The sequence below is a fragment of the Streptomyces sp. NBC_01232 genome (assembly GCF_035989885.1).
GTDB lineage: Bacteria > Actinomycetota > Actinomycetes > Streptomycetales > Streptomycetaceae > Streptomyces.
The window spans coordinates 1270101-1283097 of record NZ_CP108518.1 but is presented as its reverse complement, the minus strand read 5'-3'; the positions used below and the strand labels follow the sequence as shown (position 1 = coordinate 1283097).

At 73.9% G+C, this 12997-nt stretch carries 9 protein-coding genes; all 9 read left to right on the top strand.

Annotated features, from left to right (window positions below; translation table 11 throughout):
- The first annotated feature begins 92 nt into the window (after positions 1–92).
- The 9 genes from OG444_RS06180 (at position 93) to OG444_RS06140 (ending at position 12790) form a co-directional block, all read left to right on the top strand.
- The gene (locus OG444_RS06180) at positions 93–1604 is read left to right on the top strand and encodes an aldehyde dehydrogenase family protein (RefSeq protein WP_327266673.1); all 1512 of its coding nucleotides are present in this window, start codon (positions 93–95) and stop codon (positions 1602–1604) included.
- A complete protein-coding gene (locus OG444_RS06175) occupies positions 1601–3511 on the top strand; it encodes a non-ribosomal peptide synthetase (RefSeq protein ID WP_327261168.1) in 1911 nt (636 codons plus the stop codon). Before OG444_RS06180 ends, OG444_RS06175 begins: the two co-directional genes overlap by 4 nt.
- A gap of 3 nt (positions 3512–3514) precedes the next feature.
- Positions 3515–4264: a thioesterase II family protein gene (locus OG444_RS06170; RefSeq protein WP_327261167.1), complete on the top strand. Its 750-nt coding sequence runs from the start codon at positions 3515–3517 to the stop codon at positions 4262–4264.
- Positions 4261–4512, top strand: a complete 252-nt coding sequence (locus tag OG444_RS06165) for an MbtH family protein (protein WP_405792573.1) — start codon at positions 4261–4263, stop codon at positions 4510–4512. The genes OG444_RS06170 and OG444_RS06165 overlap by 4 nt, the downstream gene beginning before the upstream one ends.
- Before the next feature lies 1 nt (position 4513).
- Entirely contained in the window at positions 4514–5728 is a 1215-nt protein-coding gene (locus OG444_RS06160; protein WP_327261166.1) for a cytochrome P450, read from the top strand.
- A gap of 15 nt (positions 5729–5743) precedes the next feature.
- The gene (locus OG444_RS06155) at positions 5744–9682 is read left to right on the top strand and encodes an amino acid adenylation domain-containing protein (RefSeq protein ID WP_327261165.1); all 3939 of its coding nucleotides are present in this window, start codon (positions 5744–5746) and stop codon (positions 9680–9682) included.
- Entirely contained in the window at positions 9682–10356 is a 675-nt protein-coding gene (locus OG444_RS06150; RefSeq protein ID WP_327261164.1) for a 4'-phosphopantetheinyl transferase family protein, read from the top strand. The genes OG444_RS06155 and OG444_RS06150 overlap by 1 nt, the downstream gene beginning before the upstream one ends.
- Positions 10357–10368: 12 nt before the next feature.
- Complete coding sequence (locus OG444_RS06145) at positions 10369–11400, top strand: winged helix DNA-binding domain-containing protein (protein ID WP_327261163.1); 1032 nt, start codon at positions 10369–10371, stop codon at positions 11398–11400.
- A 115-nt stretch (positions 11401–11515) separates the two neighbouring features.
- Positions 11516–12790: an MFS transporter gene (locus tag OG444_RS06140; protein ID WP_327261162.1), complete on the top strand. Its 1275-nt coding sequence runs from the start codon at positions 11516–11518 to the stop codon at positions 12788–12790.
- Positions 12791–12997 lie beyond the last annotated feature (207 nt).

Below are 12997 nucleotides of genomic sequence, written 5' to 3'. Positions count from 1 at the left end.
GACCGAGTGAGGACCCCACCGTGACCGTGCTGACCGTGCCGACCGAGCCACAGGACACCAGACCGTCCGGGGCCGAGCCCAACGCGGCCGCCCTGCCGCCCCGTTACACCGACCAGTGGATCGGCGGCGCCTGGGTCGCCTCCGACGCCGACGGCCGCCTGGCCGTCACCGACCCCGCCACCGAGCGCGCCCTGGCCACCGTGCCCGCGGGCACCGCCCGGGACGCCGACCTCGCCGCGCGCGCCGCCGCCGCCGCGTTCCCACGGTGGGCCGCCACCCCGCTGCCCGAACGCGTAGCTCTGCTGCGCCGGGTCGTCGAGGCCATGGAGGTCCGGGCCGACCGCTTCGCAGAAATCATCACCGCCGAGGTCGGTGCGCCCGCCCGGATGGCGCGCCAGACCCATGTCGGGCTCTCCCTCGGCATGGCGGCCCACTGCGTCGAGACCGCCGCCTCCTACACCTTCGAGGAGAGCGTGGGCCATTCGCTCGTCGTGCGCGAGCCCGCCGGAGTGGCCGCCTGCATCACCCCGTGGAACACCCCGCTGCTGCTCACCGTGCAGAAGATCCTCCCCGCGCTCGCGGCGGGCTGCACCGTGGTGCACAAGCCGAGCGAGATCACCCCGCTGCACGCCCGGCTGCTCGCCGAGGCGATCGCCGAGGCCGATCTGCCGCCCGGTGTCTTCAACATGGTCGTGGGCACCGGCGCCGCCGTCGGCACCGCGCTCGTCACCCACCCGCTGATCGACGTGGTCTCCCTGACCGGTTCCACCCGGGCCGGACGGGAGGTCTCCGCGCTCGGCGCCGGCAGCGTCAAGCGCGTCCACCTCGAACTCGGCGGGAAGAACGCGAGCCTCGTCCTCGACGACGCCGACCTGGCCGCGTCCGTGGCCGCCACCGTCGACCAGATGCTCTTCAACACCGGCCAGACCTGCCTGCAGTGGAGCCGGCTGCTGGTGCCCCGGGACCGGCAGGACGAGGCCGTGGAGCTCGCCGGCGAGGCCATGGCCGGGTACGTGACCGGCGACCCGCGCGACCCGGCGACCGACCTCGGCCCGCTGGTGTCCGCCGCCGCGCACGCCCGGGTCACCGGCCACATCCGGCGGGGCGTCGAGGAGGGCGCCGGCCGGCTGGTCCGCGGCGGCCCCGACCGGCCCGCCGGGCTGGACACCGGCTACTACGTCCGGCCGACGGTCTTCGCCGACGTGGACCCGCTGAGCGGCATCGGCCAGGAGGAGATCTTCGGACCGGTGCTCTCGGTCATCCCCTACGACGACGAGGACCAGGCGGTCCGGATCGTCAACGGCACCCGCTACGGGCTGCACGGCGCGGTCTGGTCCGGCGACGACGCCCGCGCCGAGCGGACGGCGCGCCGCTTCCGCACCGGCCTGGTCGACGTGAACGGCGGCCAGTTCAACCCGGCCGCCCCGTTCGGCGGATTCAAGCAGTCCGGGATCGGGCGCGAGTGCGGCACCGCCGGACTGGAGGCCTTCCTGGAGACCAAGTCGATGCAGCTCCCGCAGGGCGCGGGGGGCCAGGTGGTCGGCCCGCGCCTGCGGGCGACCGCGGCCGCCCGCCCCGCGGACACCGAGAGGAACGACGGATGACCCACCGGCACGCCGAGTCCGCCGGGGCCACCGCCCTGCGGGTACCGGCCGACGACACACCGTTCCGCGCGGCCGGGGCGGAACCGGATCCCGCCGCGCCGGCGGGCGACACCCTCCCGCCGCTGTTCGCCCGCCTGGAACGGTGGACGCGCGAACAGCCGAACGAGACCGCCGTCAAGGCCTTCGACGGCACCCTCACCTACGCGGCGCTCACCGCCCGCACCGCCCGGTACGCCACCGCGCTCGCCGCGGCCGGAGCCGGCCCCGAGACCGCCGTCGGGCTGCTGCTCGGCCGGTCCCGGGAGAGCGTCCCCGCCCTGCTCGCCGTCTGGAGTCTCGGCGCGACCGCCGTACCCCTGGACCCGGGCCACCCCGTCGAACGCCTCGGCCGCGTCCTGCGCGACGCCGGCGCCGCCGTCCTGGTCGCCCCCGAGGTGCCCACCGGACTGGAGCCCGACGGGATCGCCCTGCTGGCCCCCGCCGACGTCCGCCGCCGGGCCCCCGGGGCGCTCGCGGTGTCCGTACCCGCCCCCGACGGCTGCGCGTACCTCATCTACACCTCCGGAACCACCGGCCGCCCCAAGGGGGTCGAGGTCACCTACCGGGGCCTGGACACCTTCGTCGAAGCCCTCGGCGGACTCGGCCTGCCGCCCGGCGGGCTCGGCCTCAACGCCGTCTCGCCCGCCTTCGACGGCTGGCTCTGGTGCACCCTGCTCTACCTGACGCACGGCCAGGGCGTGGCCCTCGCCGACCTCTCCCTGGACGGGCTGCGCCAGGCCGCCGCCGAAGGCCGCGAACCGCTGCCCGGCGGCCTGCGCACCGTCTCCCTCACCCCGTCGCTGCTCGCCGCCCACGGCGCCGGCATCGACTCCGCCGAAGTGGTCGTGGTCGCCGGAGAAGCCTGCCCGGCCGCACTGGCCGAACGGTTCGCCCACGGCCGCCGGCTGCTCAACGTGTACGGGCCGACCGAGGTGACCATCGCCGCGACCTGGGCCGACAGCCGACGAGGGGACGACGTGACCACCATCGGACGACCCCTGCCCGGCTACCGGGCGTACGTCCTGGACGCGGAGCTCCGCCCGGTGCCCGCCGGCACCGAGGGCGAGCTCTACCTCGGCGGCCCCGCCGTCGCACGCGGCTACCGGGGCCGCCCCGGCCTCACCGCCAGCCGCTTCCTGCCCGACCCCTTCCAGGGCGGCGGCACGCGCATGTACCGCACCGGCGACGTGGTGATCCGGCGGCCCGGTGGCGAACTGGAGTACCGGGGCCGCCGCGACGACCAGGTGAAGATCCGCGGTCACCGCATCGAACTGGGCGAGGTGGAGCGGATCGCCGCCGAGCTGCCCGAGGTCGTCGCCGCCGCCTGCTGCCCCCTCGCCTCGGGCCAGACCCTCGGCCTCGCCGTCGTCGCGGCCCCCGGCGCCGACCGGGCGGGCCTCGCCGACCTGGTCGTGGAACGCTGCCGCAAGCAGCTGCCCGCGGCCGCCGTGCCCAGCACGGTCCGGGTGCTCGACCGGATCCCGACCCTGACCACCGGAAAGGCCGACCGCGAGGCGCTGGCCAAGGCCCTGGTGACACCGGAAGCCGCGCCCACCGCGCAGCCGGCGGCCCCGGGCGCCGGCCCGACCACGAGCGAGCGCATCGTGATGGCCGTCTGGGCCGACGTGCTCGCCACCGAGATCCCCGGCCCCGACGCGGACTTCTTCGATCTGGGCGGCCACTCCCTGGCCGCCGCCCGCGCCGTGTCGGAGCTGCGCCGCATCACCGGACTGCGCGTCGGCCTCGGCGCACTGCTGGCACAGCCGACGGCCGCGCACTTCGCCGCCGAGGTCGACCGGCTCGCCGCCGAGCGGGAGGCGTCCGCCGCCGCCCCGGGCGGCGACGCCGCCGAAGCAGAAGGGGCCTGAGCCATGGGCGCCTGGATCTCCACCTGGTCGGACGACCCCGCCGGCCGGACCCTGCCCGCCCTCCTGTGCCTGCCGCCCGCCGGGGCCGGCTGCCAGCAGTTCCGCGCCTGGCAGCCCGCACTGGCGGGTACCGCCCAGGTGTACGGCGTACAGCTGCCGGGGCGGGAGAACCGCTGGCGCGAGCCGATGCCGGACACCTTCGACGAGGCCGTCGGGGCCATCGCCGCGGAGCTGCTGGACGTGGTCGCCGACGGCCGGCCCCTGGTCGTCTTCGGCCACAGCTTCGGCGGCCTCCTCGGCTACGAGGTCTCCCGCCGGGTCGCCCCGCGGGCCCTGGTGGTCAGCGGCTGCCGGGCCCCCGGCCACTGGGACGGCGCCGGCCGCGGCATCGTCGACGACGGCGAGGAGCTGGACAAGCTCTTCGACACGGCCGGCCTCGACCCCGGGCTGCTCGACGAGGACACCCGCGCCCTGATGGTCGCGATGCTCCGCAAGGACGCGCAGCTGTCGCTGAGTTACGTCCACAAGCCGGACGTACGCCTGGACGCGCCGGTCCACGCCTGGGGGGCCGACGGCGACGAGACCGTCAGCTCCGAGGACCTGGACGGCTGGGCCGCGGTCACCACCGCCGCGTTCACCCGGCACACCACCAGGGGCGGCCACCACGCCGTACTGCGCCGCCCGCAGCCCGTACTGGACCAGCTGACCGCCCTGCTGCGGGGCACGGGCGGCGAGACCACGACCGGCGTCTGACCGCCCGTCCGACCGCCCGACCGTCCGCAACAACCCGCCTGCCCGCCCGCCCGAGTCCGGAGGACACCGTGCCCACCACCCACCAGGTTCTCGTGAACCACGAGGGGCAGTACGCGCTGTACCCCGCCACACGCGAGACCCCCGACGGCTGGACGCCGGCCGGGTTCGACGGAACCGAGGACGAATGCGCCGGCTTCGTGGACGCCCAATGGCCCGACACCCGCCCGCTCAGCCTGCGAGGAGCCTGAGATGGAGATCGACCTGCTCGACCCGGGCCCCTTCGGCCGCAACGACTTCTGGCCCGCCTTCACCTGGCTGCGCGCCAACTCGCCCGTCCACTGGCATCCCGAACCCGGCAGCGAGGACGGGGGCTTCTGGGTGCTGAGCCGCCACCGCGACATCATGAAGGCGTACGCCGACAGCGACACCTTCTCCTCGGCGCGCGGGATGCGCCTGGGCAGCGACCCGGCGGCCGTCGCCGCCGTCGCCCAGCGCATGCTCATCGTCTCCGACGTCCCCCACCACACCCGCCTCAAGCGGGCCCTCCACCAGGCCTTCGGACCGCAGCAGATGCCGCGCCTGGAGGCGATGGTCGAGAAGGTCGTCGGCGAGCTGGTGACCGAGGCCGTCGAACGCGACGAGCTGGACTTCATCGACCTCGCCAAGCAGCTGCCCAACCGGGTCGTCTGCGCCATGATGGGCATCCCGCGCGCCGACTGGGCCTGGATCGGGGCCCTGACCACCGACGCCTTCGACTCCCCGGACGACGAGGTGCGCACCAACGCGCACTCGGAGATCTTCCTCTACTTCATCGAACTGCTGGCCGAGCGCCGGGCCCGCCCCGGCGACGACCTGGTCAGCCAGATCGCCCACGACACCCTCGTGGACGAGGGCGACGGCGTCGAACGGCCGCTCAGCGACCACGAGATCGTCTTCAACCTCAACGGGGTCCTCTCCGGGGCCAACGAGACCACCCGCTACTCGGCGGCCGGCGCGGTCCACATGTTCGCCGAACACCCCGACCAGTGGCGGCTGCTGCGCGGCCTCGGCCACGACGGCATCACCCCTGCGGTCGAGGAGATCCTGCGCTGGACCACCCCCGGGGTGCACGCCCTGCGCACCGCCGTCCGCGACACCGAGATCAACGGGATCCCCATCGCCGAGGGCGCCCGGGTGACGCTGTGGAACGTCTCCGCCAACCGTGACGAGGACGTCTTCGCCGATCCGCACTCCTTCCGGGTCGACCGCCGCCCCAACCGGCACGTCGCCTTCGGCCACGGCCGCCACCTCTGCCTCGGTGCGCGCCTGGCCCGCTTCGAACTCGGCGCCCTGCTCACCGAGATGCTCGGCGTGCTCGACGGCTTCGAACTGGCCGGACCCGTCACCTTCAACTCCTCCAACTTCACCTGGGGGATCAACGCTCTCCCCGTGCGGCTGCTGCGCAGCCGAGCCTTCGCGAAGTAAGAAAGGGCCCGCACTGTGACCACCGCACTCGTCGACTTCAACCGTTCGGACGCCGCGTTCCCCGCGACCGGGTACCCGCAGCTCCTCGCCGAACAGGCCGCCCGCACCCCCCGGGCCACCGCCCTCGCACAGGGCGACCGCAGCTGGACCTACGCCGAACTGGAGGCCGCCACCAACCGCCTGGCGCACGCGCTGATCGCCCGCGGCGCGGCCGCCGGGACCCGGATCGGCCTCTGCTACCCGCGCAGCGCCGAGTACGTCATCGGCTCCCTCGCCATCCTCAAGACGGGCGCGGCGATCGTCGCCCTCGATCCGGTCAACCCCGACGACCGGCTCGCCGCGATGATCGCCGACGCCGCCCCGCTGCTGGTACTCACCCCCGCCGACCTCGGCCGCCGGATACCCGAGGACGTCCCCCGGGACGAGGTCGCCACGGCCGGGCAGGGACAGCCGGACACCGCGCCCGCCGTCGTGACCGGACCCGACACCGTCAGCCACCTCATCTACACCTCCGGCTCCACCGGCACCCCCAAGGCCGTCCTGGAGCGGCACGGCGCACTCACCAACCTGGTGCACTGGACCACCCGTGCCTACGGGGTCCGGCCCGGCGACCGCGCCTCCTGGATGTCCACCCCCGGCTTCGCCGTCCAGATCATGGAGTGGCTCGCCTACCTGCCCGCCGGAGCGGCCGTCCACATCCCCGAGGCCGGGCAGGCGCAGACCCCCGAGCAGATCCGCGACTGGCTGGCCGGCGAGGGCATCACCCACACCATGCTGGTCGCCGCCCTGGCCGAGCCCGCCTGGGGCCTGACGTGGCCGGCGGACACCGCGCTGCGGATCCTGGTCACCACCGCCGAGCGCGTGCACAGCTGGCCGCCCGTCGACACGCCCTTCCGGGTCGTGATGACCTACGGCACCACCGAGACCACCAACGTCCTGTCCTGCCTCGACCTCGGCGCCGGCATCGACTTCACCAGCCAGGCCACCTCCGACGAGGTCCGCGCCACCCGCCAGGTCCCGGTCGGCGTGCCCATCGCGAACCTGCGCGTCCACCTCCTCGACGAGGACGGCAGCCCGGTGCCCGAGGGCGAGGTCGGCCGCCTGCACGTCTCCGGCGCCGGTGTCGCGGCCGGCTACCACGGCCGCCCCGAGCTCACCTCCGCGAAGTTCCACCCCAACTTCGTCGCCGACGACCCGCACCCGGTGCTCTACGACACGGGCGACCTCGCCCGCCGCCGCGAGGACGGCGCCGTGGAACTCCTCGGCCGGTCCGACTCCCAGGTCAAGATCCGCGGCTTCCGCGTCGAGCTCGGCGAGGTCGAGACGCACATCGCACGGCTCGACGACATCGCGGAGGCCGTCGTCGTCACCCAGGAGCGCGGCCCGGGCGACAAGCGGCTCATCGCCTACGTCTCCCCGGCCGGCGCGGCCGAACCGGACTCCGCCGCGGTGCGCGCCGAGGTCGCCCGCACCCTGCCCTACTACATGGTCCCCGCCACCGTCGTCGTCCTGCCCGTGCTCCCGCGGCTCCCCAACGGCAAGGTGGACCGGCGCAGCCTGCCCGAGCCCCCGGAGGGCCGCGACGCGGTCGGCGCCGGCTACGAGGCCCCCCGCAACGAGGTCGAGGACGGGATCGGCCGCCTGTGGGCCGAGGCGTTCCGCACCGACGGCGTCGGCATCCACGACAACTTCTTCGAGCTGGGCGGCCATTCGCTGCTGGCCTTCCAGCTGATCGACGAGATCCGCCGCCGCTACAGCGTCGAGCTCAGCCTCTCCGACCTCTCCACCTGCCCCACCGTCGCCGAGCTCGCCACCCTCGTCACCACCGAACGCACGGGCGGCCGCGGCTCCTTCGGCGGACTCCCCGCGATCGTCCCCGACCCCGCCGCGCGCTTCGAGCCCTTCCCGCTCACCGAGAGCCAGCAGGCGCTGTGGATCGGCCGCGGCGGACTCGTCGAGCTCGGCAACGTCGGCTGCCACGGCTACTTCGAGTGGGAGAGCGAGCAGCTCGACGTCGCCCGCTTCGAGGGCGCCTGGCGCCGGCTCGTCGAACGCCACGACGCCCTGCGCACCCGCGTCCTGCCCGACGGCACTCAGCAGGTCTTCGAGGAGATCCCGGCCTACGAGATTCCCGTCACCGACTTCGGCGGCCTCGGCGAGGAGGCCCGGCAGGCCGAGCTGGCCGAGCTGCGCGAGCGGCTCTCCCACCAGGTCCTCGACGGAGACAGCTGGCCGCTGTTCGACGTACGGATCAGCCTGCTGGGCGGCGGCCGGGCCCGCATCCACCTCTGCCTGGACTTCCTCGTCGCCGACGCCTGGAGCTACTTCCAGGTCCTCATCCCGGACCTGGTCACCTACTACGTGGAACCGGGCGCCGAACTCGCCCCGCTGGAGCTGACCTTCCGCGACTACGTCCTCGCCGTCGGGAACTCGCTGCGCGACAGCGAGCTCTACCGCCGCTCCGAGTGGTACTGGCGCGACCGCCTCGCCACCCTCCCGCCCGCCCCCGGGCTGCCCGAGCGCCCGGCCGACGCCCCCGAGCTGCCGGTCCGCTTCGAACGACGCAGCCACGTCGTGTCCCCGGAACTGTGGACCCGCATCCAGGAGCGGGCCCACGCCCGTGAGGTCACCCCCTCCGGGGTGCTGGCCGCCGCCTACGCCGAGATCCTCGGCCGGGCCTCCGGACAGGCCCGGTTCACCATCAACTTCCCGCTGTTCAACCGCCTCCCGCTGCACCCGCAGGTCAACGCGCTGCTCGCGGACACCACCACCACCCTGCTGCTGGCCGTCGAGCAGACGGAGAGCACCTTCGCCGGACGCGCCCAGGCCGTCCAGCGCCGGCTCTGGGCCGACCTGGAGCACCGCTACTTCAGCGGTGTGCAGGTGCTGCGCGAGCTGACCAAGCTGCGCGGCTCCCTCGCCCCGGCCATGCCCGTGGTGATGACCAGCCTGGCCGGCCACCCGCCGCAGTACGAGGAGACCGAACTGGGCGCGCCCGTCTACGGGATCTCGCAGACCCCGCAGGTCTCCCTCGACTTCCAGGTCTTCGAGAAGCCCGACGGCCTCACCTTCAACTGGGACTTCCTGCCCGCCGTCTACCCCGACGGACTCATCGACTCGATGTTCGAGGAGTTCACCGGCCTGCTCGAGGCCCTCGGCGGGGACGAGGTCTGGGAGCGCCACTCCCCGCCGCCCGGCGACGAGAGCGCCGCCCCCGGCAAGGCGGAGGAGCGCGACACCGGCGACGCCTGGGAGCGGTACTGGGCGGGGATCCGGCGGACCGGCCGCGGCGGCGACGTCATCTGGGACGCCGACAGCGGCGAGGAGTTCCACTGGCTGCTCGGCCAGGCACAGCGCCACTTCCGCAGCGGCCTGCCGGTCATCGACCTGGGCTGCGGCAACGGCCGCTACAGCCGCGAACTCGCCCCGCACTACCCGCGGGTCGTCGGCGTCGACGTCTCGGCCAGCGCCATCGCGCACGCCACGCGCGAGGCAGAGGGCGTGCCGAACGTCGACTACCTGGCGATCGACATGACCGATGCCGAACAGGCCGCCGCCCTGGGCGAGGGGCCGTACAACATCTTCGTCCGCGGCGTCTTCCACGTCCTGGACGGCGAGGCCCGGGCCCGGCTCGCCGCCGTCGCCGACCGCCTGCTGGGGGACGAGGGCACGCTGATCGTCCACGAGCCCGACTACTCCAGCAACTCCTTCGGCTACCTCGGCTTCGTCGGAGGCAAGCGCGGCCGCGCCGAGGACCTGGTCGGCCCGCTGGAGGCCGCCGGTGTCCGGCACTCGCACCGCTTCACCCGGCCCGAACTGGCCGAGGCGTTCGGCGCGGACGCCTGGGAGGTCGTCGAGGACGAGGCGATAGAACTGCACGCCATCGACCCCCAGTCGGACTCCGACGCCCTGCGGCTGCCCGGCTACTACGCGGTGCTGCGCCGCAGGCGCTGATGACCGGCACCGCACCGGCCGGTCCCGCACCGCCCGGCCTCGCTCTGGCCGGGCCGACCGCGGCGGTGCTGGCCGCGGCCGGGGACGTACGGGAGCTGCTGACCGGTACCGAACTGGACAGGGCCGGCGCCCTGCGGTCTGCCGGCGACCGGGAGGACTTCCTGGCCGCGCACGCACTGGTCCGGCTCTGCGCCGGGCGGCTCCTGGGCCGCCCGGCGCAGAGCCTCACCGTCGTCCAGAGCTGCGGGAGCTGCGACCGGCCGCACGGCAGGCCGCGGCTCCTCGAAGCGCCCGGCACCGGTGTCAGCCTCGCCCACACCCGGGGCTGGGTCGCGGCCGCCGCGGCCCACGGCCCCGTCGGTGTGGACGTGGAGACGCTCGACGGCCACCCGCTGGACCAGCGGGTGGCCGAGGCCGTCTGCAACGAGGAGGAACTGGCCGCCGTACGGGCGGCCGAAGACCCGCGGCGCGCCTTCCTGCGCCAGTGGGTGAGAAAGGAGTCCCTGGTCAAGGTCGGGGCGGCCACGCTCGACGGAGCGGCCCGCCTCGACCTTCCCGTGTACGGGCAGCGGCCGGCGCGCTGGAGCGGCTGGCGGCTGCTGGACTGGGGGAGCGATCGGGTCGTCGGATGCGTGGCGGCCCGCGAGGAGATGCGGCTGCGGCTGCTCGGCTGAAAGACTGGACACGTGGAACGACCTACGACCGACCGGCTGCTCAGGGCGCGCGCACAGGCGATCGGGGGCGGGGTCCGGGAGGAATCGGTCGCCGCCGTCCTCGACCGGGTGCTGGCCGTGCAGGCACAGGACCTGGCCGCGGCGGAGCTCGGGCTCCGGGTGCGGGCCCGCGGGCTGACCCGGGACGCGGTCCGCCGGGCCACCGACACCGAACGCACCGCCGTCCGCGGCTGGTTCATGCGCGGCACCCTCCAGCTGGTGCCGGCCGCCGACGCCAGATGGCTGCTGGCGCTCTTCGGCCCGGTCTACCTCGCGCTCGCCGCCCGGCGGCTGCGCGAGCTGGGCCTCGACGAGTCCCTGTGCACACGCTCGGAGCGGCTCATCACCGAAGCCATCGACGGTGAGGGGCCGTTGACCCGCGCCCAGCTCACCGACCGGCTCACCACCCTCGGCGTGGAGCCGAAGGGGCAGTCCGCCTTCCACCTGATCCGCCGGGCAGCCCTGGCGGGCCGCATCTGTCACGGGCCGCAGCAGGGCGGCGAGGCCACCTTCGTCCTCCTCGACGACTGGCTGCCCGCCACCGGGCCCCTGCCCTTCACCGGAGCGGCCGCCGAACGCGAACTCGCGCGCCGCTACCGGGCGGCCCACGGACCCTCCGACGCCCTGGACTTCATCCACTGGTCGGGGCTCAAGGCCACCACGGGCAAGAACGCGTGGGCCTCCGTACGGGAGACCGGGCCCGAAGCCGTGCCCCCGGCCGGGAAGCCCGACGTGCGCCTGCTGCCGGCCTACGACAATTACCTCGTCGGCTACCGCAGCCGTGACCTCTCCGTGCCCGCCGAACACGAACGCCGGGTGTGGCCCGGCGGCGGGCAGATCCGGGCCACCGTGCTGGTCGACGGGCTGGCCGTCGGCACCTGGTCGGGCGGACGCCGTGGGACGCCGGTGACGGTCGAACCCTTCCCCGGGGCCGGGCCCCACAGCCCCGACGTGGCGGCCGGAATCACCCGTGAGAGCGCCGACGTCGCACGCTTCTCCAGCTGAACTCATAGCCTGTCTACAAGAGTTCTACAGTGCCCGGATTCATAACCGGTCGCTAACTCGAGGCCCATAGCGTCAGTGCCGTCCGACAATTACCCAATCAGAAAAGGGCGTCGACATGGCACTCGGTCGGCATTCCGATTTCAATCGCCTGTGGTTCGGGCAGACCGTCAGCAACTTCGGCGACAAGATCTCCCTCCTCGCGCTACCCACCCTCGCGGTCGTGGTGCTGGACGGCGGAGCCTTGGAGGTCGGCGTGCTCGGCGCGCTGCGCTTCCTCCCCTTCCTGCTGCTCGCCCCGTTCGCGGGGCTCGTGGCCGACCGGGTCTCGCGGCGCACCGTCATGATCGTCGCCGACCTGGGCCGCTTCCTGGCCCTCGCAACGATCCCGCTGGCATTCGCCCTCGATTCCGTCAGCATGACCCACGTCTACATCGTGGCCGCACTCACCGGTATCCTCACCACCTTCTTCGAGGTCTCCTACCAGTCCTGGCTGCCGCAGCTCATCGGCACCGAGAACCTCATCGAAGGCAATACGAAACTCCAGATCAGCCGGAGCGTCGCGGAAGCAGTCGGAGCCGGCGCCGGTGGCGCGCTCATCCAGGTGCTCGGCGCCGCCCGCGCCATCACCGCCGACGCGTTCACCTTCCTCATCTCGCTGGCCGCCCTGCTCGTCATCCGTCACCGGGACACCCGTGAGCGGACCGAAGAGCGCAAGGCGTCCGCCAAGGCAGAGATGAAGGAGGGCATGCGCACCCTCTTCGGCAACCCGGTGCTGCGCGGCCTGTTCACCGCCAACGTCGTGGTCAACCTCGGTGCCGCGATGGGTGACGCCCTCCTGATCGTCTACGCCTACAAGGTGCTGAACCTCAGCCCCGGCCAGGTCGGCATCGCCTTCGCCGTCATGTCGGTCTTCGTCATCGTCGGCGCGGTGCTCTCCGAGGTGGTCTCCAAGAGCCTCTCCGTCGGCCGCCTCCTGGTGATCACCGCCGTCGTCCTCGGCGCCGGCTACATCCTGATCCCGACGGGCGGCGCGGTCGGCGGCTTCGTCGGACTGATCGTGGTCCAGGCCGTCATCGGCTTCGTCTCCCCGATGTTCGACATCCACGTCCTCAGCCTCGTCCAGGGGGTCACCCCGAACGAGCAGATGGGCCGCGTCAGCGGCACCGCGCTCTCCGCGGTGTACGGCGCCCTGTCGCTGGGCTACTTCGCCGGCGGCGCGCTCGGCGAGGGCATTGGCCTGACCGGCGGCCTCGCGGTGGCCGGCGCCGTGACCATCGTCGGAGGCCTGACCCTGCTGGGCGGCCCGGTGGCCAAGATCAAGGAAATGCCCGCCGGTGACAACGCCGAGGAGGGATCTCCGGCCGCCGACGAGGCCAGGATCACCGCCTGATCGACGCACGACGGGGGAGCGGGAGTGGGCGCCGGCCGAACGGCGCCCACTCCGCACCGCGCCCCACTCCGCACCGCGCCCCACTCCGCACCGCGCCCCACTGCGCACCGCGCCCCACTGCGCACCGCGCCCCACTGCGCACCGCGCCCCACTGCGCACCGCGCCCCACTGCGCACCGCGCCCCACTGCGCACCGCGCCGTGCACCG